Origin of the sequence: Arthrobacter psychrolactophilus (assembly GCF_003219795.1) — a bacterium.
In the GTDB taxonomy this organism is placed as follows: domain Bacteria; phylum Actinomycetota; class Actinomycetes; order Actinomycetales; family Micrococcaceae; genus Specibacter; species Specibacter psychrolactophilus.
The window spans coordinates 1-22503 of sequence record NZ_QJVC01000027.1 but is presented as its reverse complement, the minus strand read 5'-3'; the positions used below and the strand labels follow the sequence as shown (position 1 = coordinate 22503).

General features: G+C 59.8%; 23 protein-coding genes and 2 pseudogenes. 6 read left to right on the top strand and 19 right to left on the bottom strand.

Going from position 1 to position 22503, the window contains the following annotated elements:
* Positions 1 to 7 precede the first annotated feature (7 nt).
* Positions 8 to 427 (top strand): Lrp/AsnC family transcriptional regulator, encoded by a 420-nt coding sequence (locus CVS30_RS16765; RefSeq protein WP_110486695.1) that lies wholly within the window; start codon positions 8 to 10, stop codon positions 425 to 427.
* A gap of 9 nt (positions 428 to 436) precedes the next feature.
* Here the strand turns inward: CVS30_RS16765 and CVS30_RS16760 are convergent, their stop codons facing one another.
* The 6 genes and pseudogenes from CVS30_RS16760 to CVS30_RS16735 form a co-directional block, all read right to left on the bottom strand.
* A complete protein-coding gene (locus CVS30_RS16760) occupies positions 437 to 1261 on the bottom strand; it encodes a metal ABC transporter permease (protein ID WP_220033948.1) in 825 nt (274 codons plus the stop codon).
* Positions 1262 to 1302: 41 nt separating this feature from the next.
* A complete protein-coding gene (locus CVS30_RS16755) occupies positions 1303 to 2046 on the bottom strand; it encodes a metal ABC transporter ATP-binding protein (RefSeq protein ID WP_110486693.1) in 744 nt (247 codons plus the stop codon).
* Complete coding sequence (locus CVS30_RS16750) at positions 2043 to 3011, bottom strand: metal ABC transporter substrate-binding protein (RefSeq protein ID WP_281268092.1); 969 nt, start codon at positions 3009 to 3011, stop codon at positions 2043 to 2045. Before CVS30_RS16750 ends, CVS30_RS16755 begins: the two co-directional genes overlap by 4 nt.
* A gap of 101 nt (positions 3012 to 3112) precedes the next feature.
* On the bottom strand, positions 3113 to 3784 hold the full coding sequence (locus CVS30_RS16745) for a DedA family protein (RefSeq protein WP_110486692.1): 672 nt from the start codon (positions 3782 to 3784) through the stop codon (positions 3113 to 3115).
* Positions 3785 to 3946: 162 nt separating this feature from the next.
* Positions 3947 to 4114: pseudogene (locus CVS30_RS16740) on the bottom strand (ArsR family transcriptional regulator); the annotation flags it as partial.
* A 123-nt stretch (positions 4115 to 4237) separates the two neighbouring features.
* On the bottom strand, positions 4238 to 4585 hold the full coding sequence (locus tag CVS30_RS16735) for a hypothetical protein (protein ID WP_146233438.1): 348 nt from the start codon (positions 4583 to 4585) through the stop codon (positions 4238 to 4240).
* Between the two features lie 211 nt (positions 4586 to 4796).
* Between CVS30_RS16735 and CVS30_RS16730 the strand changes: the two genes are divergently transcribed.
* Together CVS30_RS16730 and CVS30_RS16725 are read left to right on the top strand one after the other, a co-directional pair.
* Positions 4797 to 5240 (top strand): hypothetical protein, encoded by a 444-nt coding sequence (locus tag CVS30_RS16730; RefSeq protein WP_110486690.1) that lies wholly within the window; start codon positions 4797 to 4799, stop codon positions 5238 to 5240.
* 323 nt (positions 5241 to 5563) lie between these two features.
* Positions 5564 to 7033 (top strand): MDR family MFS transporter, encoded by a 1470-nt coding sequence (locus CVS30_RS16725; protein ID WP_245934661.1) that lies wholly within the window; start codon positions 5564 to 5566, stop codon positions 7031 to 7033.
* A 464-nt stretch (positions 7034 to 7497) separates the two neighbouring features.
* On the opposite strand, the gene CVS30_RS16720 is transcribed toward CVS30_RS16725, so the two are convergent.
* The 6 genes from CVS30_RS16720 to CVS30_RS16695 form a co-directional block, all read right to left on the bottom strand.
* A complete protein-coding gene (locus CVS30_RS16720; protein WP_181419847.1) occupies positions 7498 to 8985 on the bottom strand; it encodes an ATP-binding cassette domain-containing protein in 1488 nt (495 codons plus the stop codon).
* A 19-nt stretch (positions 8986 to 9004) separates the two neighbouring features.
* Complete coding sequence (locus tag CVS30_RS16715; RefSeq protein ID WP_181419846.1) at positions 9005 to 9877, bottom strand: ABC transporter permease; 873 nt, start codon at positions 9875 to 9877, stop codon at positions 9005 to 9007.
* Positions 9870 to 10817 (bottom strand): ABC transporter permease, encoded by a 948-nt coding sequence (locus CVS30_RS16710; RefSeq protein ID WP_110486688.1) that lies wholly within the window; start codon positions 10815 to 10817, stop codon positions 9870 to 9872. The genes CVS30_RS16715 and CVS30_RS16710 overlap by 8 nt, the downstream gene beginning before the upstream one ends.
* 12 nt (positions 10818 to 10829) lie before the next feature.
* On the bottom strand, positions 10830 to 12371 hold the full coding sequence (locus tag CVS30_RS16705) for an ABC transporter substrate-binding protein (protein ID WP_110486687.1): 1542 nt from the start codon (positions 12369 to 12371) through the stop codon (positions 10830 to 10832).
* A 175-nt stretch (positions 12372 to 12546) separates the two neighbouring features.
* Positions 12547 to 14097 carry an amino acid permease gene (locus tag CVS30_RS16700; protein ID WP_110486686.1) on the bottom strand — a complete coding sequence of 517 codons (1551 nt, stop codon included), beginning with the start codon at positions 14095 to 14097 and terminating at the stop codon, positions 12547 to 12549.
* A gap of 501 nt (positions 14098 to 14598) precedes the next feature.
* Complete coding sequence (locus tag CVS30_RS16695; RefSeq protein ID WP_110486685.1) at positions 14599 to 15204, bottom strand: antibiotic biosynthesis monooxygenase; 606 nt, start codon at positions 15202 to 15204, stop codon at positions 14599 to 14601.
* Positions 15205 to 15450: 246 nt separating this feature from the next.
* On the opposite strand from CVS30_RS16695, the gene CVS30_RS16690 reads away from it, so the two are divergent.
* Positions 15451 to 16518 (top strand): alkene reductase, encoded by a 1068-nt coding sequence (locus tag CVS30_RS16690; RefSeq protein ID WP_181419845.1) that lies wholly within the window; start codon positions 15451 to 15453, stop codon positions 16516 to 16518.
* 54 nt (positions 16519 to 16572) lie between these two features.
* Here the strand turns inward: CVS30_RS16690 and CVS30_RS16685 are convergent, their stop codons facing one another.
* The 6 genes and pseudogenes from CVS30_RS16685 to CVS30_RS16655 all read right to left on the bottom strand — a co-directional run bounded on the left by CVS30_RS16685 (position 16573) and on the right by CVS30_RS16655 (position 20508).
* The gene (locus CVS30_RS16685; protein ID WP_110486683.1) at positions 16573 to 16806 is read right to left on the bottom strand and encodes a ferredoxin; all 234 of its coding nucleotides are present in this window, start codon (positions 16804 to 16806) and stop codon (positions 16573 to 16575) included.
* The gene (locus CVS30_RS18610) at positions 16803 to 17207 is read right to left on the bottom strand and encodes an NADH-ubiquinone oxidoreductase-F iron-sulfur binding region domain-containing protein (protein WP_110486682.1); all 405 of its coding nucleotides are present in this window, start codon (positions 17205 to 17207) and stop codon (positions 16803 to 16805) included. Before CVS30_RS18610 ends, CVS30_RS16685 begins: the two co-directional genes overlap by 4 nt.
* Positions 17208 to 17422: 215 nt before the next feature.
* Positions 17423 to 17809: pseudogene (locus tag CVS30_RS18605) on the bottom strand (hypothetical protein); the annotation flags it as partial.
* Positions 17810 to 17813: 4 nt separating this feature from the next.
* The gene (locus tag CVS30_RS18050; RefSeq protein WP_181419843.1) at positions 17814 to 17987 is read right to left on the bottom strand and encodes a hypothetical protein; all 174 of its coding nucleotides are present in this window, start codon (positions 17985 to 17987) and stop codon (positions 17814 to 17816) included.
* Between the two features lie 109 nt (positions 17988 to 18096).
* Complete coding sequence (locus tag CVS30_RS16665) at positions 18097 to 18576, bottom strand: FAD:protein FMN transferase (protein ID WP_110486680.1); 480 nt, start codon at positions 18574 to 18576, stop codon at positions 18097 to 18099.
* 558 nt (positions 18577 to 19134) lie between these two features.
* Positions 19135 to 20508 (bottom strand): aminotransferase-like domain-containing protein, encoded by a 1374-nt coding sequence (locus CVS30_RS16655; RefSeq protein WP_110486679.1) that lies wholly within the window; start codon positions 20506 to 20508, stop codon positions 19135 to 19137.
* Positions 20509 to 20640: 132 nt separating this feature from the next.
* Here CVS30_RS16655 and CVS30_RS16650 point away from each other — a divergent pair, with 132 nt between their 5' ends.
* Positions 20641 to 21222, top strand: coding sequence for a dihydrofolate reductase family protein (locus CVS30_RS16650; protein WP_110486678.1), 582 nt, complete (start codon positions 20641 to 20643; stop codon positions 21220 to 21222).
* 31 nt (positions 21223 to 21253) lie between these two features.
* Complete coding sequence (locus CVS30_RS16645; protein WP_110486677.1) at positions 21254 to 21886, top strand: dihydrofolate reductase family protein; 633 nt, start codon at positions 21254 to 21256, stop codon at positions 21884 to 21886.
* Positions 21887 to 21918: 32 nt separating this feature from the next.
* Here CVS30_RS16645 and CVS30_RS16640 read toward each other — a convergent pair whose 3' ends face one another.
* A complete protein-coding gene (locus CVS30_RS16640; protein ID WP_110486676.1) occupies positions 21919 to 22359 on the bottom strand; it encodes a VOC family protein in 441 nt (146 codons plus the stop codon).
* Positions 22360 to 22503: the final 144 nt, after the last annotated feature.

The following is a 22503-nucleotide window of genomic DNA, read 5'->3' as shown; positions in this document are numbered from 1 at the left end:
TCGCAGTATGGACACCATGGACAGCACTATTCTCAAGATTCTGGGCCAAGAAGCGCGGATATCCTTCAGTGACCTGGGTCGCCGGATTGGCCTGAGCACCAATGCCGCGTCGGCCCGCGTCCGGCGGATGGAGGACGACGGCGTCATCCTGGGTTATCGGGCGATTCTCGCCGAGGACGTGACCGGGCCAGGGCCAAATTTGGAAGCGTTCATCGACATCCGGCTCAGTGCAGATGCAGACTCCGCCACGTTTCTAACTTGGGCAAAGACGACACCGCCGGTGCGTGACGCTGTCCATGTCACAGGGCCTTACGACTACATCCTGCATGTCGTGGTCCCCACGACCAAAGCCTTAGATCAGCTGCTGCGCATGCTCAAGACCGACGGCGGTGCGGCGCAAACCCAAACGAGGCTCGCCCTGAGGTAGCTGCAGTGATCAGGCGGTAGCTAGCTTCCGGCGGCGTGCTGCATTGTGGCGGGCAACGATCAGTCCGTGGCGCGGGCTGAATAGGTAAACCAGCGTGAACGCCGCACCTTGGGTCAGCACCACCATGCCACCGGAAGCAGCGTCAAGGTAGTAGCTGATATAAAGCCCCACGATGGCGCACGCCACCGAAATAGCAGGGGCTAGAACCAGCATGTGGCTGAATCGGTCGGTCAGCAGATAAGCCGTCGCTCCCGGAATGATCAACATGGCCACCACCAAGACGACCCCAACGGCCTGCAGGGCCACTACTGATGTCAGGGCCAGCAACCCCAGCAGGAACGCCCCGAGAAGCCGAGGGTTCAGCCCGATGGCATGGGCGTGGGTTGGATCAAACGCGTACAGCGTGAAGTCGTGCCGCTTGAAGACGAGGATGGCGAAGGTGATGGCACCGAGCACGATGACCTGAAGGAGATCGCCTTGGCTCAGTCCCAGCAGATTACCGAAAATAATGTGTGAGAGATCGGTCTGGCTCGGCGTGACGGAGATCAGTACGAGTCCGAGGGCAAAGAGCGTCGTGAAGACGATACCGATGGCGGCGTCCTCCTTGACCCGGCTGGTACCGCGCACGGCGCCAATCAAGGCCACCGCCAGAAAACCGAACAGCACCGCGCCGACGGCGAACGGCGCCCCGACAATGTAGGCCAGAGCAACGCCAGGCAAGACGGCATGAGAGACTGCGTCGCCCATGAGGGACCAACCAATGAGCACCAGCCAACAGGACAGCACGGCGCACACCACGGAAGCCACCACCGTCACGGCCAGTGCGCGCTGCATAAAAACGTAGTCGAACGGTTCCAAGAGGAATTCAAAAATGCTCACAGGGCGTCCTCGCTTCGATTGATGACGTCCAAGCCAAAGGCCAGTGCCAGGTTTTCGGGACGCAAGACTTCCTGTGGCGTACCGTGCATCAAGACCCGCTGCATGAGCAAGGCGGCTTCATCGGCCAAGTCCGGCAAGGCGTGAAGGTCATGGGTGGAAACCAGGATCGTTGCCCCGTCACTTGCCATCTGTTTCAACAGTGCACAGATCGTGGCCTCCGAGCGCTTATCCACACCCGCAAACGGTTCATCCAATAACAAGGTGGTGGCACCCTGGGCGATGCCCCGGGCTACGAAGGTGCGCTTCTTCTGGCCGCCGGAAAGCTGACCAATCTGCCGCTGCGCATGCTCAGAAAGTTCCACGCGTTCCAAGGCGTCGGCAACGGCCAGCTTGTCGGCCTTTCGTGGGCGCCGCGCCATGCCCATGTGTCCGTAGCGGCCCATCATGACCACGTCCTGGACTGACAAGGGAAATTGCCAGTCAACATCCTCGCTTTGTGGCACATAGCTGACGGCACCGGACCGTCGGGCCTTGGTGGGGGTGTCGCCCGCTATGGTGACGGTTCCGGCGTCGGGCTTCACAAGGCCCATGATGGCCTTGAAGAGCGTGGACTTTCCCGAGCCGTTCATGCCGACGAGACCGCAGATGCGCCCCTTTTCAACTCTCAGGGTCGCCGCGTCCAAGGCCAGCACATCCCCGTAGTGGACGGTTACCGCGTTGACGTCGATGGCTGTGTTCACGGAGCAGCTCCTGTCGCTAGAGCTCCTGTCAGGGCGTCGGTAATGACCTTGGAGTCATGCCGGATCAGCTCAAGATAGGTGGGTACGGGCCCATCGACCTCGGAGAGCGAGTCAACATAGAGAGTCCCGCCGAACACGGCATCCGTAGCTTCGACGACCTGTTCCATGGGAGCCGGTGAAACGGTGGATTCACAGAATACGGCCGGCACCTGATTGTCCCGAACAAACTCAATGGCGCTGGCGATCTGTTGAGGCGTGGCCTGCTGTTCGGCATTGACTGCCCAAATGTACTTCTCGGTCAGCCCCGCATCGCGGGCCAAATAGGAAAAGGCACCCTCACAGCTGACCAGCGCGCGTTGGCTCTGAGGTAGGACGGAGAGTTTGGCGACGAGTTCGTCCTGCACTTCTTGAAGGGATGCCTTATAGGCAGCCCCATTGCTTTCATAGGTGGCGGCATTGGCCGGGTCCAGCTTGGTGAAGGCTTTCATCATATTGTCAACGTAAATCTGTACATTGGCCGGTGACATCCAAGCGTGCGGATTAGGCATGTCCTTGTAAGCATCCTCGGCAATGTTGATGGGCTCCACACCCTCCGTCATGACGGAATGCGGAGCGTCTAAGTCCTGAACGAACTTGGCGAACCAGGCCTCCAGATGCATGCCGTTATCGAGGATCAGATCAGCTTTGCCCGCCTTGCGGATGTCCCCGGGGGTTGGTTCATAGCCGTGGATTTCTGCGCCGGGCTTGGTAATGGATTCGACGCGTAACTTATCCCCTGCGACGTTCTGGGCGATGTCAGCCAAGACTGTAAAGGTGGTCAGCACTACCGGCCTATCGTCATTCGCTGCAGATCCGGCAGAGTTTGCCTCTGATCCGCAGGCGGTGAGGGACAGGGCAAGAACGATGAGGCAGGCAAGGGTGCTCCGGCGTAGCGGCTTCATCGGCGTCGCATGGAAGATTGGCATGCCACGATGCTAGTTTAGGTATACCGAAATATCAATAGCAGGCTCACCTGAACCGGGCGGGGTTTTTTGGTCCGCGAGGTTTTGAACAGCTAATGAAACCGCTACAAGTTTGTGGCACCGACCCCTTCACGAGCCGACCCGAAATTCGGTTCTGCACCCTCGAACGGGAGTGTTTTGCGGGTGCGGACTGAAAGGGGGCTCAACTTTCTGGCAATAATATCGACGATGCCTCCGATGGTCCCGGCTGCAACCACGGCCACAACAAGACCCACAAGCGGATTCTCGGCGAGCCACGCGCCGGCAAGGGCGCCAATGCCAACGCAATAGCCAGCCCAAAGTGTGGCCGAGAGGGCTGAAATGGCAACAAACCTCTTCCTCGAAAACCCGGTGGCACCTGCCGTTAGATTGACGGCCACCCGGGCCCCGGGGAGAAATCTGGCGACCAGGATCATGGACACGGCCCTGCTCTCAAGGCCACGGCGTGCCCTTGTAAAGGAGCGCTGCATCAGTGGGCGCCGCATCCACCTAAAACGTGTTGTTCCCATGCGCCGGCCAAGGCTATAGGCGACGTTGTCACCAAGGAAGGCTCCGAGCACCCCGGCCAGCAATAGCAGCCACAGGCCATGTCCCCCATGGGTGGCGGCCAGTGCCGCCATTCCTACAACGAGGGCCTCGCTGGGAACCGGCGGGAAGAAGCCGTCAATCAGACAGACGAGCACTACGGCCGCGTAGATCCAGGGCTGTTCGGCCGCACCAAGCAGAAACTCAGTCATCTTAAATCACCTTGCAACGCTTGGTTTCTCATGAGTTCAACGCTACGGATGGTGGAGACTGGGCACTATGGGGGAAACCCCCGGTTTCGACCCCGGGATTACCCCCATATTATTGCGCAGCCTGATGCGTAGACCCCACTGCGCGCCGGACGGCTTCGCCTTCTAAAGCGGCTGCGGTGCCCCCAGTAAGGCCGATCCGAGCTGGCTGCGCAGATACAACATGCTGTGCCCATAACGCGTGGAGGTCACCAGGCCGACAGCCAGGAGAGCTCGCAGATGCTGATTGACGGCCGAGGTGCTCACCCCGAAACGAACACCCAGTTCTGTCGACGACGGCTCGCCGTCATCTTTCTAGTTTCGGCCCTCGGCATTGCAGCTATTGCCCGACGGGCCACCCCGCTGACGGCCGACACTGTGGAGCAACCTTCGTCAGAATCACTTGCCGTGCCGTCATTATAACTTCACAGTGAGGAGCTCGGCACCTAGGCTATTAAGAACAGCGACGTCTCCGCGGACCTGCGAATCGTAAGCCAAAACAATTTGATCGTGCATACCACTGCCACCACCCTGAGCCCCGGTCACTGACAACTCTCGAGACTCATCGCGCAACACCACCGATGGAAAATCGGACATCAAGGCAAGGGTAGAGTTCGGCGTATCGTGGGCTACTCCGAAGGGATGTTTTACTTCCCGCCTCAGGTGAAGAAGTGTAGATTCTGGTGTTATTTCCAGCATGACGACATGAGTCCACCGTCCGTCCAAATCGATAAGCTGATCGATGAAGATCATGCGATTTTTCATGCTTCTCCCATCACATAGTGGCTCAGCGGGGTTGCTGCTCCCTGCTGAGCACTCAGCTGGACCGCTGAGCGTAGAAACCTCGCAGTGTTAGGCCCTCCGCTACGACGAATCATCCCACAGTAGGACGCTAAAGACTATGCTCCGCGGCAGGCTTGAACGATGAAAAGTGAAGGAACTATAACTGGCGAGGAAACTTCTTGGGACGGTCGGAGTGAAAGCCTCTGACCTAACCCGCACATCACTCGCATCCCAGATCATCCGCTATGGAGTGGGAACGCTACGGGCCATCACCTTCATGGCGCTCTTGATCATCTACCTCGTGTGGGTCTGGTCAACTACCGGCCAGACTCTTGGCGGATCCTTCCGGGGCACCGAGGCATTCAGCGGACTCTGGGGAACCGTAGCCTTTCTCGTGTCATTGCCTGCCTTTTCCTACCTCTGCACCGCTCAAGACAAAACCGGGAACTTTGTAGGACAGTCCGTCGTGGTCACACTGCTCTTTCTCAGTTATGGCGTGGTATCTGGATTTTTTCTCCTCCTTGGCTTGGCCCTCTCCGCGGACGTATCCTCCTTGCAGGAAGGCGCTGCGTTTGGAGGAACCTTCTCACCCATTCTGACGGTTGGCTTGGCCATGGTCCTCGCCAACGTCGTGTGATTAGCGCTGGTTTGGGAGCCGGCACCAACTCGACTCAAAGCCGCTAGGCGATGACTGTTTCTGGCTCCGCCGATATTCTTCCTGCTCTCTCAAGTAGTTCCGTTCCTGACCCGTCTCGGACACTAAAACTGTCGGCGACTCTATGAAGCGCAAGTTCAGGCTGGGCGCCGTCGAACTTTATCCTGATTCCTGAGGGAAAACTGGGAATAGATGGAACGGCCACGGCGCTTACTCTGGTGACTTCGGCTTTCATGGGCGCCGGCCCTTGCGTACTCAGTCCCGGCAACCCACGTTATTTTCATCCTCAAGCTTCAGGATCCACTATGTCTCTTTCCCCGCTTGACGCCCCAGACAGGCTCTCGGCTCGGGACCGCACCACCATTACGGTGCTGTTGGTTTCAGCGTTCGTTGTCATCTTGAACGAAACCATCATGAACGTGGCTCTGCCGCGTCTCATGGAAGAATTCCAGGTCTCACCGTCGGCCATTCAGTGGTTGGCAACGGCCTTTATGCTCACAATGTCAGTGGTAATCCCCGCCACGGGCTACCTGCTGACGCGCTTCCCGATTCGTACCGTCTTTATCTTGGCGATGAGCCTCTTCGCTGCCGGAACCTTGCTGGCCGGGATAGCTCCGGGCTTTGAGATCCTTTTGGCTGCACGCGTGGTGCAGGCCTCCGGTACGGCCATCATGATGCCGCTGCTCATGACGACCATCCTGGATCTGGTGCCCTCCAACCGTCGTGGCGCCGTGATGGGCAATGTGTCCATCGTGATCTCCGTGGCGCCGGCCATTGGGCCCACCCTGTCCGGGTTGATCCTGCACTCCCTGTCGTGGCGCTTCATGTTCTTGTTTGTCTTGCCCATCGCCGTGATTGCCTTGATTCTGGGTGCACGACTGTTGCCCGGCGACAGGAAGCACGCCCCGAGTAAGCTCTCCGTTCCCTCTGTCTTGCTCTCGATCCCCGCCTTCGGTGGTCTGGTCTACGGTCTGAGCGGAATTGGCTCCCCCGATGCCCAGACACACCTGATCGCCGTGATTGCCCTGGGTGTTTCGCTCGTGTTCCTGGCATGCTTCGTGGTTCTGCAGCTGCGATTGCAGCGTAAGGATGCCGCACTGCTGGACATGCGCCCATTCCTGCACCGCCAGTTCACGCTGGCGCTGGCCCTGATGGTGATGGCCATGGTGGCGTTGTTCGGTGTCATTATCTTGCTGCCCATGTACCTACAGAATGTGCGCGGGCTCGACGTGCTCGTCACCGGTCTGCTCATGCTTCCCGGCGGTTTGCTCATGGGTCTGTTGGCCCCATGGGTCGGCAAGCTCTTCGACAAGGTCGGTCCGCGACCGTTGCTTATTCCGGGCGGCGCGCTGCTCTCTGTCATCTTGTTCAGCTACACCCAGCTTGATGCGCACACGCCATTGCCGATGATCATTGGCCTGCACCTGCTCATGTCGATCGCCCTGGCGTTCATCTTCACGCCTGCCTTCACAGCCGGCCTGAACCCGCTGCCGCATTCGCTGCACTCGCACGGTTCTGCCGTGCTCTCCACCCTCCAGCAGCTAGGTGGCGCCGCGGGTACGGCTCTTCTTGTGGGCGTCATGTCCGCCGGAACGGTGGCTGCCGCCGCGACTGGCAAGGACCAGATCGCCGCCCAGACCAGTGGCTTCAGCAGCGGATTCATGGTGGCGGCCTGCGTGTCCCTGGGCATCATGGTCATCGCGGCCTTCATGGGCAAGGAGTCTTCCTCCGACACCCATAAGAGTCCCGCCAAGGGTTCGGTAGCAGTTCACTAACCGTTCCTGAACCCGAAAACGCGGGCTCGGTCATCGAAGAAAATACGATGACCGAGCCCGCGTTTTGTCGTTGGCACAGACATTCGTGGTGGTTGTCCATGCGTTATGCTCCCAAGTCTGGATCAGAGCCACACGGATGGCTTCCTCCACGACAAAAGTGATTCTCTGGATGAACCAGGCATCAACCGGAAACGTGCTGGCAAATCCGCCATCCCGCCGTGAAGTGCCTATTTTGACCCACTTGGTGATAGCACGTGTTGACGTTGGAGGACATGGACGAGGCTTGAGAGGATTACGCGGTCATCATTCTTCTGGAATCGGTCGGTGATGCAGCCACGGATCATGATGGTCCTATACATTGCCATCCCTAGACTTACCGGAGCCGCGAGCACAGCGAGGATTTCCGGGGCTCAAAAGCGCGCCTAACCACTGCCTGTCCAAGGCCGACGGTCCTGATCGAGCTCCTAGCCGGCTGCGCCAATGAGATCGCGGCTGTGTTTGTGGCGCGCTGAGCTGAAGAAAACATCAGCCGGGGCATGCTCGACGAGTTCCGTGTCGTAAAAGACTGCAACGGTGTTACTGACATAGCGAATGACCTCGATGTCGTGGGAAATCACCACGAGGGTAATCCCGCGTTCTTCACGCAAACGCAGCAACAGATCGAGGATGTGCCGTTGAGCTACGGTGTCTAGTGCCGAGGTGGACTCGTCACAGATCAGCATGAGGGGATTCACAAGGAGTGCCCGGGCGATCGCGAGGCGTTGGAGTTGTCCACCCGAACAACCTGATGGCATCCGTTCCAGCAGCTGCGGATCCAGACCGACATCGTTGACTGCGGCATCCACCAGTGCATCGGCAGAGTCTCTGTCCGAGCGGTGCAACGGTGCCCGTAAGCTTTCCCTCAAGATGAGGCTCGGGTCAAACGACGCGAACGGCTCCTGAAGGATGATCTGGGTGGCTGTCGGCGTCGCAGCGTCCGCGCTGAGGGTCACGGTGCCGGAATCGGGGCGGTCCATGCGTGCCAGCAGACGTGCGAACGTGCTCTTTCCTGACCCGGAATGCCCCAACACTCCCAGAACTTCGCCCCGCCTGATGACCAGGTCCACGTTGCTCAGGGCGATGGTTGGGTTACGGCGCGGCGAGAAAGTACGGCCGACGTTTTGCAAGCGTGCCAAGACTTCACCTTCGAAGGGTTTGCCAGCCGCCGCCGTAGGGGTGGAGGCGGCGATGAGTTCGCGGGTGATCGGGTGGATCGGAGCAGCAAGCAGGGACTCGGTGGCTCCTTCCTCGATGACACGTCCACCGTCGAGCACCACGACACGGTCCGCGATCTGACTAACGCTACCGAGGTCATGGGTAATTAAGAGCACGCCCAGTCCCCTCGCCCGTTGTTCTTGGCGGATCAGCTGAAGTGTCTGGGCTTTGAGGATGCTGTCTAGGGACGACGTCGGTTCATCGGCCAGTAGGATGCTTGGACTGGCGGCGATGGCGATGGCCATCATGACCCGTTGGGCCATGCCCCCGGACAGTTGCTCGGAACGCAGCTTGGCCACGCGAGCGGGATCCTTCAGTCCTACCTCGGCCAGCAGCCGCCGAACCTCGGAAGATTCGTGCGTGCGATTTGAGCGTCCCCTGGCACGCAGTCCCTCACGCACTTGGTTCCCTACCGACATCCGTGGATTCAGGACACGCTTGGGCTGCTGAAACAGCATGCCGATCCGTGCACCGCGCACGGAATCCATCTCGCGGTCATTCAGCGCAGTCAAGTCCCTCCCGTCCAGGTGGATGGACCCGGTGGCGTTCAGGCCGCGTGGCAGCAGCCCAAGAATGGCCCGGGTCACCATGGTCTTGCCAGAACCGGAGCGGCCAACCACCGCCACTAGTTCCCCCGGAGCCACCGCCAGGTTCACGTCGTCAAGAATCATTTCTCCCGATACCATGTGAACAGTCAATGACGCGATTTTGAGTCCCTTATTGGACATGCGACGCCTTCTTGTCGGGTGAATTGGCTTCAATCAAGAGCAAGTCCCTGCGCCCTGTGCGGTGCGTGATCGCGTTACCCAGGAGCGTGATGGACAGTGTCACGATGAAAATGGCGGCGCCCGGGGCAAGTAGTCCCCAAGGCGCTCTGGCGGCGTAGGGTTGCGCGTCGGCCAGCATGGATCCCCAATCGGACTGCGGCGGCTGGACGCCAACTCCGAGGTAGGACAAGGCCCCAAGGCCGACCAGCAGTAGCCCAAAGCGCAATGCGGTTTGCGCCATCACGGGGCTGGCTAGTCCCGGAATCACGTGGTGTCGGATAATGAACCATTTGCTGCACCCCAAGTGTCTGGCCACTTCGACATAGTCCTTAGAAAGAATCTCAAAACTCAGTGAACGGACCAGTCGGGCGGTCGGCGTCCATCCCATGATGGTCACCGCCACGATCATTGAGGCGAAGCCCGGGCCCATGATCGCAATGACCAAGAGGGCGACAACGATTTCCGGCAAGGCGAGCAGCATGTCGTTGGTGCGGGTCAGGAACTCATCGATCCAGCCGCGCTTCATCGCGCTGAGCAGACCTAAGCACACGCCAATGGTGGATGTCGCAATGGTGGCGATGGCTGCAATCGCCAGGGAGAATCTGCCTCCGTACACGATTCGGCTGAAGATGTCTCGTCCTAGATGATCGGTGCCGAATGGCTTGGCTAGCGATGGGCCCTCGAGCCTGTTGGCGAGGCTCTGGGCGTCTGGATCCATCGGGACGAGGATCGGGAGTAAGACCACAGATAACGTGGCCAACGTGATGAACAGCAGTGGCGGCCACAGCTCGAGATTGCACCGACGCGCATGACTCCTACGCATGCCGAATCCTTGAACGCACCGTCGGATCGAAGGCCACATGCCCTAAGTCCACGAGTGTAGTCACCACAACGGCCAGCACAACGACGACCACGACACCTCCTTGGGCAACGGGAATGTCGGCGTTGAGGACTGCTTCGTACACGAGCCTGCCCATGCCCGGGATGGCAAAGATGACTTCGACGATGACGGACCCACCGAGCAGCCCAGCGAACCATACGCCCATCATGGTCCACAGTGGCAACAAGCCGTGCGGAATCACGTGGGTAAGCACGGTTCGTCTCTCCCCTAGGCCGCGGGCTCGGGCGGCCACGATGTGCTCCTTGGCCAGGGCATCTAGCATGCCGGATCTCACTGCGACGGTGAAGAAACTAATGGGGCGAAGGGCCAGAACTACAATTGGTAGCACCCACGATGCCGGGCCAGCCCAGCCCGCCGATGGCAGAAGAGCCAGTTTCAAGGCAAAGATCACCACCAATAACGGCGCGATAGCGTATTCGGGAATCGAAACCAGGGCGTGTGTGAAACTTGTAATGACCCGATCTGGCCAGCGGCCGGTCGACACGGCACACACCAGACCGAGAGCCAGAGAGATCAGTACGGCAACAACCATCGCGCCACCGGCAAGCGTCAACGTAATCGCGGTTGCGGGCATCACTTGGTCGAAGACCGGGGTCAGGCTCGTGTAGGAAATCCCCATATCACCGGTCAGGAACCGGGTGACCCACGATAGGAACTGGCGCCACAGCGGTGCGTCCAGCCCAAATTGTTGGGCATACGCTTGCACCGCCGCCGCGTCAGCCGGACCCACATCCATACGGGCCCGGAGGAGCTTGCGCACGGGATCTCCGGGGGTGATAAAGGGTATCAGGAATACCACGAACGAAGACAGCAGCGCGATGGCAACAAGTCCCAAGAAGCGCCGCGCGATGAGCGTACTCATGTGCCGGAAACCCTAGCTGGACTTGGAGAGGGTTGCTGTCAGGATGTATCGAGTCAGCGGATCCTGGACATAGCCCTGTACTTCGTTTCGGACCCCGTCAATGGCTTGTTCGTTCACGACCCAGACGTTGGCCGCGTCCTCTGTGAGGATGTCGCCAGCCTTGCGGTACAGCTCGTTACGTAGCTTCTCATCTGTTTCTGAACCTGCTTGCTGCACCAGTTTGTCGTAAGAGACATTGCAATAGTGGCTCAGGTTGTAGCTTCCTTCACACGTGTAGTCGGCCTGGAGGAAACCAATGGGATTGGCAATATCGATCATGCGATTGCGTTGGCTGAGTACCATGTCGTAGTTGCCGGCCAGGAGGTCCGGTTCCACCGCTCCGTACTCCTTCGTGACTACTGAAACCTCCAAACCGGCTTCGGCGAAGTTGGCCTGAATAATGGCGGCCACGTCGGCGAACTCGGCTCGCTCAACGATCGCGATGACCTCCAAGGGTTTGCCGGCCTTGTAGCCCGACTCGGCAACCAGCTTCCTGGCCTTTTCGAGGTCCTGTTGCGGAACCGCCAATTCCTTGTTGGCCCAAGGTTCACTTGGCGCGAACGGGCCGGTGGCTGGGGCCGCCGCTCCTTCGTAGACGCTGGAGGAGATGGCGTTCAAGTCCAATGACAGCTGGGCAGCGCGGCGCAGCTCAACGTTATTGAAGGGCGCCCTTGAGTTGTTCATATAGAGCGTCGCTGTGCGAGGTGAGTCGGTCTTCTCAAGGCTCAGGGACTTGTCTGTATCCAGTGCATCGAGACTGGCGGCAGGGATCGACATAGAGATGTCGGCCTCGCCGGTCTGCACCTGAGTAGCACGGGTGGCTCCCTCGGCAATGAATCGAATCTCGCCACCGGCCAAGGCGACCTTCCCGCCCCAATATTCCGAGTTGCGGTCCACTGTCAGCGACTGGCTGGGCTTCTCCGAGACTGGTTCGAAAGGTCCGGTGCAGTGACCGAACGGGTCGATGCCCTTGTCGGTGTATGACGCAGGGGACAAAATACCGGTGTTAACGCTGGCAACTCGGTAAGGAAGGAGCGGGTCTTCATTGACTGTGGTGACGCGAACGGTTGTAGCGTCGATTTCCTTGACGGCGTCGATGAACTTCGAGTTAAAAGCACGTGCAGGTGCGGTGGCACCAAGAACGTGATTGAGGGAGCCAGCTACAGCCTTCGCGTCCATCGGAGTGCCGTCTTGGAACTTGACGCCCGCACGGAGCTTAAAGTCCCATTGTTTTGCCGCTGTCTGCTCCCAGGATTCGGAGAGCATCGGAACGACCTTCTGTTGAGTCTGATCGTAGCGGGTCATGGTCTCCAAGCATCCTGCAATCGAGAGGATGTAGGCGTCATCTGTTTCCAATGCCCAGTTAGATACCGGGGCCCGAAAATTGGCAACCACGATTCTGCCGTCGTTGTTGGCGTTTGGAGCGCCCGTGGGGGCCGTGGCTGCGCCACAGCCGGTTGTCAGTGTCACCGAGAGTGCTACGGCAGCCAGAGCAAAGGGACGCGCAAAGCGCATGAGGCATCCTTATGAGAATTACGCAACAGGAGTGTGTGCTAAGAAAATGAACTAGGTAAGCATAACCTAAGTCAAGCGTGGGCCTCATATAGGCAATCCCCGGGAGTCACACCCAGATGGTCAAAATCTGAATTCGCCGGTGTAGTCCAGAGCAATGAATCGCAGCACCAGCGAGTCAGGACCTCTCAGCGGCCGCGAGGTCGATGTCGTCGGGGCCGGTCAGATCCATCTCTGACAGCGAAACAACCTTGGACTTCGTGACGATGCGGTGCACGATCCACAAGCCAAGGAAAATCGGTATGCCAATGTAGGACGAGAGAACTTCCATGCCGCGACCGGCAAGGACCGCTTCGTAGTTTTGCCCCGCGATAACCACAATGAGCACAGCGAACGCCAGAATGGGTCCGATCGGGAAGAAAGCTGCGCGGTACGGCAGATCGCTGGCTTTGTTGCCCTGAGCCAAGAAACCCTTCCTGAAGCGGTAGTGAGAGACCGCAATGCCGGCCCACACAATGAATCCGCACAGGCCCGAGACATTGAGCAGCCATGAATAGGCAGCGCCTTGGCCGACGATCGCGCTTAGGAACCCAAAGAGCCCGACAGTGGCAGTGGCCAGTAATGCGGCCAGGGGCACGCCGCGCGAATTGGTGCGGCCAAAGATCTTGGGGGCCTTTCCGTCGTGTGCCATGGCATAGAGCATGCGGGTGGAAGCGTAGAGCCCGGAGTTGCCGGCAGAGAGGATGGCCGTAAGAATGACCGCGTTCATCAAGGCGGCAGCGAAGGCAATGCCGGCACGTTCAAAGACCAAGGTGAACGGTGAAGCTGCAATGTCGGCCTCACCCGACGCCAGCAAGCTTGGATCGGTGAACGGAATTAGGCAGCCGATGACGAAAATGGCGCCAATGTAGAAGATCATGATGCGCCAGAAGACCGATCGGATGGCGCGCGGTACCTCCTTGCGAGGATTCTTGGCCTCGCCGGCGGCGACACCGACGAGCTCGGTGCCCTGAAAGGAGAATCCGGCAATCATGAAGACGGAAATGATGGACACCCATCCGCCGTGGAACACGTCCTCGCGGTTCTGCCAGTGACTCATGCCCGCGGAACCATGACCCAGAATGCCCAAGATCATTAGTACGCCGGCCGCTAGGAACAGGATCACGGCCACAACCTTAATCAATGACAGCCAGAACTCGCTCTCCCCGAACGCCTTGGCCGAGAGTGCATTGATTCCCGTGAGCAGGACCAGGAACCCACCGGCCCAAACCCACCCGGGTACCCCCGGGAACCAGAAGTCCATGATGATGCCGGCGGCGACCAGCTCTGCGGCCACGGTGATGGCCCAGTTGAACCAGTAGTTCCAGCCAATGGCAAAGCCAAAGGATGGTGAAACAAAACGGGTGGCGTAAGTCTGGAAGGAACCAGCGACCGGAATCTTTGCCGACATCTCCCCCAGAGATTGCATGAGCAGGAAGACCATCAAACCCACCAGGGCATAGGCGACTAGGGCACCGCCCGGACCTGCCTGTGAGATGGTGCCGCCGGAGGCCACAAAGAGTCCCGTGCCAATAGCGCCGCCGATGGCGATCATCTGGAGATGGCGGCTGTTGAGCCCACGCTTGAGTTCGTTGGTCGCAGGTCCCGAGAGGTCTCCGCCGCCGGACGTGTCGATGCGACGGCCCTGCGGTGACGGCTGAGTCTGAGTTTCTGTAGAAGGATTGCTCATGGGAAATTCTTGGCCCGTCCATTGGATGTTGAATTGTATTGAAGTCCCGGCGGTGCTGCGAAGCGGCCGGTGCCGGTTATGCGAGGCGGTCGCAGAAGCCAATTCCTGTGTTATTCGACGAAAGCTACATGGCGGCCTTGGTGTGTTCGACGCGCTCTACCTGCGGCGGTTCGTGTGACGTCAAATTTCGGGTGGTTCCCTATCACCTACTGGGCTTTTCCGCAGCCAAGCCTACTGCGATGACCCGCCCACAACGCAAAATGGTTGGGCGTTTATGTGGCACATCACACCACTGATTGTCAGCGCCGGCGCAAGTGGATTGTGGCAATCTCCCAGGCTGCGACCGGAATGATTGGAGCTCCACACCACGATCATGAAACGTCCGGAGGGATCGCAGCTACGATGATTCGATATCCAGTACCCCTCTGTCCCTGGCAGTCACGATTGGGCGTGGCAGAACGCCTAGTTCATCCACGGGCTGCGTGATGTGTTCCCCGGGGTCTAGTTATGCATTCGATTAGCTACGGTGGATTTTTTCCGAAGAGGCTTGCGCGGTGCCTGCAACCACGGACGCAGAATCCGGGTGCTCAGTGGCAGCATCAGGTAGGTCATGATGGGTGTCAAAATCGCGACGCTCAGGAGCACCTGGAGGACCAGAGGCCAGGTATGTATAAGGGGTCGCAGGGCCATGTTGGACAGAAGGCTCATGGGGAAGAACGGCAGGAAGATGCTCACGGCCTGCTTCCAGCGAGGCGGAACCACTGTTTCGGGCACGGAAATCGAGACGTCGCCGGGCTGATCGAACCAGCCCTCGATGCCGGTGCGATGTTCCACGCGCGTGATTTCCATAAGGTCGTCACCGCCGCCCATCCACCAGGCACGCTCATGTGAATTGTCCCAGTCGCGCAGGGTTTCCTCGGTGGAGAAACGATACATGACGTGCCACTCGTCAGACTCTGGGCTGGTGCGTACCCACCCCGATCCGAGGTAGCCGGGCCATTCGCGGGCGAGCTCCTGGCCGGCTTGCGCCCAGGCCGCGAATTGCCGATGGTATCCGGGCTGCACGGTCCTGGCGATGGAGACGGTGACGGGTTGAAGTTTTTGCACTGCGCTAGTCTACGGCCATTTTGCAATACCTGCCCACCATATGGACGTTCTTGCTTTTTGGTGGTGGGATGACTGTCTCACGATAGGTGGAGAACCGGGTGAGGTCATCTGCGAAGGTGGAGTTCCGCCGTCGGACTTTTCGAAATGGCGAGAGCTGTGAGCGGGGACGCGTCTTGGCGGGGAATAGCATTCTGCGGTCTGGGCGTTGTCGCCGGTGTACCTATTGACCGAATTTTGGAGAAGTCCGTGAATTTGTTTTCCCCCGTCACGCTTGGCGATCTTGACCTACCCAACCGCGTGGTGATGGCGCCGCTGACACGCTCACGTTCCGGTCGCGACGGTGTCCCCGGGGATATCGTGGTGGATTACTACCGCCAGCGCGCCTCCATGGGGCTGATCACGAGCGAGGGTATTTACCCCAGTTTCGCCGGGCAAGCATTCGTCCGCCAGCCGGGTCTGGTGACGGACGAGCATATCGCCGGATGGCGGCGCGTCACGGATGCGGTCCACGCCGACGGCGGACGGATCATCGCCCAGGTCATGCATTCGGGTAGGGTCACCCACTCGGATAAGACCGGTGGGCGCACGGTGGTTGCCCCCAGTGCCATCGCGATCGACGGCGAGACCCGCACCTACGAAGGCAAGGAACCGTATCCCGTGCCGCGCGCCCTGGAGGCGGCTGAGCTGCCGAGCATTATCGAGGATTTTGTCCAGGCATCGCGCAATGCGCTGGTGGCCGGCTTTGATGGCGTGGAGCTGCACGGCGCCAACGGATATCTCTTGCACGAATTCCTGGCTCCGTCCTCGAACCAGCGAAGCGATGAATATGGTGGATCGGCGCAGAATCGTGCCCGCTTTGTCATTGAAACAGTGAAGGCCGTTGCCGACGCTATCGGCTCGGAGAAGACGTGGCTCCGGATCTCCCCCGAACACAATGTTCAAGGAGCACTGGAAACGGATCCCATTGTGACCGAGGCCACCTACTCTGCGCTGGTGGCTGGCATCGCTCCATTGGGCTTGGCTGGCCTGAGTATTTTGCACAAGAATCCCTCCGGTGATCTGATTCAGAAGCTCCGCACCGGTTTCGGTGGTCCGGTCCTGCTGAATACAGGCTTCGAGACCATTACGACCTTGGACGATGCCATGGCTGTTGCCGCATGGGCGGATGCCGTGGTTGTTGGGCGCCCCGCGCTGGCTAATCCGGACCTCGTGCGGCGCTGGGAACAAGGTTTGCCGTTGAACGAACCGGATTTCGCCACCTTCTACACCGAGGGCCCCGTCGGATACACCGATTACCCGTTCTGGGCCAACTAGGACTCCCTTTCTGCCCCGTGGGCGCCCGAGGTGCCGCCCACGGGCAATGCCCAGCTATGGCATTTTTGCTGAGGTGAGCCGCAGGGCCCGGACAGGACACAGCCGCACAGCGTCTTGGGCGGCGGATTCCTCGGACTTTGCCAGTGTGAGGTTGCTGCCGTCGCCCTGCTGCGGCGCGAGAGCGAGCCGGTAGCCCCACTCATCGCGGCCCAGACGTGTCGGCAGGAGCTCCGAGCACAAGTCGCGCCCTTCGCAGGCCGTCCAATCAATATTGAGCGAGGTGCTCATGCCAGCCTCCCCGAAACCGCGAGGCACTGACCGCCGAGATGAGCGGCGACCTCATCGGAAAATGTCTCGAGGGCACTGGCAATCAGCTGCACAAAGCCATCTGGGTGATGGCAGGCGCCACGCCCGGCAACGAGAGCACTCAACCGCTCCAACTCTGCGGGAAGCAGCGGATCACGGCCACCATCTGCGAGCGCGGACAATGTTTGTGCCATGGTAGGTAGCCCGAATACGCCGGGGCCGCATTGTTTGGCGGACTCTTGGGCGAGATAATATGCGATGGATGCCGTGGTTTGAGCCCACACTGCCCCTTCCCTAGAAGATGAATCACCCCTGCCCCTGGACGGACGGTGCTCAGCGTGGGCCCGTTGGTGGCGAGTCGATAGTTCAGCGGCTTGATCCATCGTCCGTGGTATCCGCCGACGAGGATGGCTTGCACCTCTGAAGGATCGACGGCGGCTGCCGCAAGGACTTCTGCCACGGTCGCGGAGGCCGCCATTTCCAGCACTTGCGCGCGTGCAAGTCCCGAGATGGACAATAGGCGTATTCCCGGCTCGTCATCGGCGCCCACGCTGCTGAACCATGAGGCGCCAAAGCGGGCAATGAGCGCTATGTGTGCCAGGGTCTCCACATTGAGCACGACGGTGGGCCGCTTCTTCAGCCCCGATTCGCTGAGGCGTTGACTCTTGTCCCTAGGGATGGCGTTCGCTCCCCCTATGGCATGCACGACGGCGCTCGCCTCACCTGAGATAAAGGTATCCGCCTCCTGGCTGACGTTGATCCCTGGTGCATCCGCGCGTTGTGCCACAGCGCTCTGTACGGAGGCCATCGCTGCGGCGTTGTTACCAAGGAACGGCGCCACCAGATCAATGGCACGGAGCTGGGCATAGGAATCGAGGAGCAGCGTTCCGACATGGATGACGAGGAACACCGTCGAGAGGAGTGAGAAATTCCTGGTGAGCAGGAACAGCGAGACAAATCCGCTCACCCGTCCGATGGCCCACATCACGTTATCCATCGGCGTTGACCACCGCTGCGCGCTCGCGGTCTCCCGCGTCCTGCGGCCACATCCCGGTCAGCACCACGCGTCCCCGTTGATCCACAAAGCGCCCCGCGATGCCTGGATCCCGAAACCACTGGATCGCCGCAAAACCACGGACAACTCCAGCCGTACCTGTAGGCATTGGCCTCAAGACAGCTATCCGCGGCAACAGAGACCGAACGCCACACGTCGTCGGCAAGAAGCCCAAAGCGCGGGTCAAGGATGTGATGGACGCTGCGACCGTTCTGCACCTAGCGCCGCTTCTGCGTACTAGAGGTGGCTAGGGCCTTCCCGGCCACGAGGGAGATTTGCTGGCCAGGGTTTTCATCCCGGTCCTGCACGAGCACCTGCCACCCACCGTGAGGCGCCGTGCCAGCGGTGGCAGCGGTGGCAATGTCACCACCCAGAGAGACCATTACCCCACTGCCGAGCTCCTCCACGATGCGTCGAGCGGCCAGATTGGCAGCGACAGCCTTCGCCGTGGCACCCAGGTCCAAATGCAACGGCGCCGGCACTCTCAGCCAGTCCCCCTCAAGGTGGACATCCTGCCAAGCCAAGGTCCGCCGTCGAACTTTGGCGGTGATGGGCCCACTCGACGACGCTAGCAGCACCTCGGTGAAGTCCCGGTCATAGCCGAGCACCGTCAAATCACTACCCAGGGAAGGGTCGACGGCGCCCCTACTCAGGCGCGCCGCATCCAGGGCCGCCTCGACAAGGGTCCGCCTCGACAAGGGTCCGCAATGTAGGACTCAGCCGTGCACCCGTCGCCAGCTGCGGGCCCAGGAGGCTTAGCTCGGAGTCGCTGCGGAAACGACTGCAGGCCCGGTCGACGTCATCCGTCACGGAATGCACAATCCGCTCGGCCGCTGTGGCGACCGCGGGAAGAGTGACATCGAGAGCGGCTTCCACTCCCCATACCGTCCACGTCCGCGGCATCTCAAGAACCCGCCGATCGGCCACTGACGATGCCACCGGTACCTGGCTGCACCGGGCTGACGGATGTGCCGCCGCCTGCATCTGCGCTCGAATCTGTATTCGAATCAGCACTGGTGCTCGTGGAGGCAAGCGCGGCCGCTGCCACGCCGGTCATCCCGAGGCTACCCACCGCCACTATGGCTGTGACGCTAGCCGCGATCTTCTTTCCGCTGATGTGAGTTCTCGCGGGATGACCCCTCTGTTGATGATTGAACTCCTTCTTCAATCATCAACAGAGAGCCTATGCAGGGGCTGTGATCACACTGGGAGTGAGATAACCATCGCGTCGGAGCATCCAGAGAGCGCTCGCAGCCCTACATGAGGGTCGAGATCAGGCGCACGCCGGCCTGAATCTGCGGGATGGACGCCGCACTGTAGGAGAGCCGGATGTGCGGTGCCGATGGTTCGTCCACATAGTAGTGTTTACCGTCGCCGATGAGCACGCCCACCTTTTGAGCGGCCGCGGTCAACTCTGTCGAGCTACTGCCCTCAGGGAGCCTTACCCAGAGGTGAATGCCGCCGGTAGGAACACTGGCCACCCGGGCATCTGGCATGGACTCATGGATTTGCGCCAGCATGGCGTTGCGCCGCTCCAAGAGGCCCGAACGAAGACGCTTGATATGGCGCGGCCACGCACCAGAGGTCAACAAACCCAGGGAAATTTCCTGCGCCAGCGGGGGGACACAGATGTCGTCGGCAACGCGGGCGCTCCTCAACCGTTCCCCTGCTGGGCCACGCGCGGCCAAGGCACCGACGCGCAGGCCTGGTGCGACAGGCTTGGACAGCGTTGCAATGGACACCACATGGCCGTCCGGATCTTGCGTGAAGAGTGGGGGTGGCGCTGCGCCGTCCAAGGACAAATTCCTAGCCCAGTCATCTTCAATAATGAAGGCGCCGTGACGTTTCGCCAGAGCTAAGACCTCGACACGACGTTCCGGACTAAGGATCGCACCGGTCGGGTTCGCATAACAGGGCTGCAGATAGATCAACTTCGCGTTCGTTCGCTTCAAGGCGTCCGCGAGTAACTCTGGGATGATTCCCTGAGCGTCGGAGGGGACGGCTGCCAGCGCCAGACCCGCTGCTTGAGCTGCGATGGTCGCTCCGGGGTAGCTGGGGCTTTCCGTGATCAGGGTGCCGCCCGGGTCCGCGAGTGTCCGCATGGCAAACACGAGCGACTGCTGGCCACCGGGCATTATCAACATGTCCTCGACCTCTGCATTGAGCCCCGTGGCAAAGGCGCGACGTAGCTCCGGCAGCCCCATGGGTGGGGCCATGGTCCAGGCCCGGTGGCTCTTGGCTGCCCGGACGCCTAGGGTTCGCAACTCATCGAAGGGTTGCAGTTCCGGGGCGAGATAACCCCAAGAGAGTTGCACATCGTCCGCAGCGTGGCTCCCCTGACGGCCTACCCGTCCAGGTTCAACTCTGGAACGCCCCAACGTTGAGGACTGCCACGCATAATCCGGTTCCTTCGGCGCCTCGGGTTTCGCCACAAAAGTACCCCGACCAGGTTCTGCCCTGACCAGCCCCAGTGCGGAAAGTGCCGTGAGTGCCTGCGTAATCGTCACGGGACTCGCAGCGTAACTCTTTGAGAGTGCACGCACGGACGGAAGTTTGTCTCCTGCCCGCATGGATGCCGCTTGCGCCTTGATCATCTCGGCGATCTCGGCGGCTCTGTTATCAATAGCCATGCAGTAATTAGATAACGTTATTGCCCCAACACCTAGAATGTGACCGCCTGTTCCACACGTGAAGCCCTTGACGATCCACCGTTGCCCCACCTAGCGTGAAGTCACTGCCGCTCAACGGAAGGTCTCACGCTCGTGCGCAAATTGGTGTATTTCATTTCGCTGTCCCTCGACGGCTTCATTGCAGGCCCGGAGGATCAGGTTGACTTCTTCGATGGATCTGATGACTATATGCAACGCATGGTTCACGACTACGCCGATCTCATGCCACACCACGCTCGGGTGCAGCTAGGCCTGTCCGAACATTCATTGAGTCGCTTTGACACCGTGGTGATGGGCCGTCGGACTTATGAACCGGCCTTAGCAATGGGGATGACGAGTCCTTATGCTCATCTGCGACAGCTGGTCTTTTCCCGTACTTTGGTGTCCACAGATCCTGCGGTGCAGGTCATTGAGAGCGATCCACTCGGAACGATTCGCAGCCTCAAAAGTGAGGACTCCGTGATGGATATTTATCTTGCCGGAGGCGGACAGCTGGCTGGCGTCCTTCTGCCAGAGATCGACGAGCTGATCATTAAGCGATATCCGGTCATTGTTGGTTCGGGTTTGCGCGCCTTCGCTCACGGCTACGCACCAGTCCAATTCGCCATGGTGGATAACCTGACGTTTGCCTCGGGAAATTCCATCACCCGCTTCACCCCTGTGCCGCAATCATGAACGCCAGGCCTAAATCCCATGGAGAACCCAGATGAAGCTGACATTGACCGAGTTCGTTTCTCTCGACGGCGTCTCGCAGGGTCCAGGCTCTCCTGACGAGGACATTAGCGGCGGCTTCACGCAGGGCGGCTGGTTCGTTCCCCACATGGATCAGTCCTTCATCGACGAGGCAGCCAGATGGCTCGAACAGGCCGACGCATTGCTCTTCGGTCGCCGCACTTATGAGGCGTTTGCACGGGATTGGCCACAGATCACTGACCCGAACGATCCCTTCACCTCGCTCATGAACAGCCTGCCTAAGTACGTCGTCAGCCAATCCCTGGCGTCTGGCTCGTGGCATCCCACGACTGTCCTCTCTGGGGATATCCTTGCCGCATTGGCCGAGCTCAAGGCTCGTCCGGGTCGTGAACTTCAGATCCATGGGAGTTCAGTGCTGGCCCAGTCCTTGTTATCAACCGGGCTGATCGACGAGATCCGCCTCGTAGAGGCCCCCGTTGTGGTGGGTAGTGGACGCCGGCTCTTCCCCGAAGGCAGCGCACCCACGGGCTTGCGACTGTTATCTAGCAAAACCACCCCCGGCGGCCTGGCTCTGCATAAGTATCAGGTTGTGGGAAGTGCCAACTACTCCACTTACACGGGGGTGTCGGATATTCCTTCTGGATAAAGTTCGACGGCGTCGGTCCCCTGTTGCCGCACTCAATTGAGCCGCTCGGCGAGGGCCACGATAATGCCCTCGGGGCCTCGCACATAGGCCATTCTCCAGACACCTTCATACTCACCAATGCCGCCCACCAAGGAATAGCCTTGTGTAACCAATCGATCAACGTGGGCTTGAAGGTCATCGACCTCGAAGGACAAACTCCGCAAGCCGAGTTCGTTGGCCATGGCATTGGATGATCCTGGAATCGGTTCCGGCCGGACGAAGCTGGATAGCTCAACTGCGGTTCCTCCACCGGGTGTTCGCAGCATGACAATTTCTGTTCGAGAGCCAGGGATGGCGATAACCGTGTCGATAAAGTCACCCTCGACGAACGTTCGCCCTTCAACTTCCAGACCAAGTTCAACGAAGAACTCTGTCACAGCCGTGAGATTCCGAACCGTGACGCCAACATGATCAAAACGGATGATGCGTGACATGCATTCCACCTCCAAGAACGAGTTCACTAGGACCCAACCTCGAGTCTACGACTGGCTCGCAGCACACGGTGGTGTTTTGGTGGGGTTGTTTTATTCGAGGGGTTGGTGGTTGAGGGTGGTGTTGGTGATTTCTTGCCATCCGTT

Coding starts and splice junctions, on each gene's coding strand:
- CVS30_RS16725 (WP_245934661.1), top strand. CDS start 5,564: ATGTCTCTTTCCCCGCTTGACGCCCCAGACAGGCTCTCGGCTCGGGAC.
- CVS30_RS16640 (WP_110486676.1), bottom strand. CDS start 22,359: ATGTCACGCATCATCCGTTTTGATCATGTTGGCGTCACGGTTCGGAAT.
- CVS30_RS16685 (WP_110486683.1), bottom strand. CDS start 16,806: ATGAGCACCTCGCTCAATATTGATTGGACGGCCTGCGAAGGGCGCGAC.
- CVS30_RS16710 (WP_110486688.1), bottom strand. CDS start 10,817: ATGAGTACGCTCATCGCGCGGCGCTTCTTGGGACTTGTTGCCATCGCG.
- CVS30_RS16765 (WP_110486695.1), top strand. CDS start 8: ATGGACACCATGGACAGCACTATTCTCAAGATTCTGGGCCAAGAAGCG.
- CVS30_RS16645 (WP_110486677.1), top strand. CDS start 21,254: ATGAAGCTGACATTGACCGAGTTCGTTTCTCTCGACGGCGTCTCGCAG.
- CVS30_RS16760 (WP_220033948.1), bottom strand. CDS start 1,261: ATGCAGCGCGCACTGGCCGTGACGGTGGTGGCTTCCGTGGTGTGCGCC.
- CVS30_RS16750 (WP_281268092.1), bottom strand. CDS start 3,011: ATGCCAATCTTCCATGCGACGCCGATGAAGCCGCTACGCCGGAGCACC.
- CVS30_RS16735 (WP_146233438.1), bottom strand. CDS start 4,585: ATGAAAAATCGCATGATCTTCATCGATCAGCTTATCGATTTGGACGGA.
- CVS30_RS16745 (WP_110486692.1), bottom strand. CDS start 3,784: ATGACTGAGTTTCTGCTTGGTGCGGCCGAACAGCCCTGGATCTACGCG.
- CVS30_RS16705 (WP_110486687.1), bottom strand. CDS start 12,371: ATGCGCTTTGCGCGTCCCTTTGCTCTGGCTGCCGTAGCACTCTCGGTG.
- CVS30_RS18050 (WP_181419843.1), bottom strand. CDS start 17,987: ATGCCTACAGGTACGGCTGGAGTTGTCCGTGGTTTTGCGGCGATCCAG.
- CVS30_RS18610 (WP_110486682.1), bottom strand. CDS start 17,207: ATGGATCAAGCCGCTGAACTATCGACTCGCCACCAACGGGCCCACGCT.
- CVS30_RS16700 (WP_110486686.1), bottom strand. CDS start 14,097: ATGAGCAATCCTTCTACAGAAACTCAGACTCAGCCGTCACCGCAGGGC.
- CVS30_RS16655 (WP_110486679.1), bottom strand. CDS start 20,508: ATGGCTATTGATAACAGAGCCGCCGAGATCGCCGAGATGATCAAGGCG.
- CVS30_RS16715 (WP_181419846.1), bottom strand. CDS start 9,877: ATGCGTAGGAGTCATGCGCGTCGGTGCAATCTCGAGCTGTGGCCGCCA.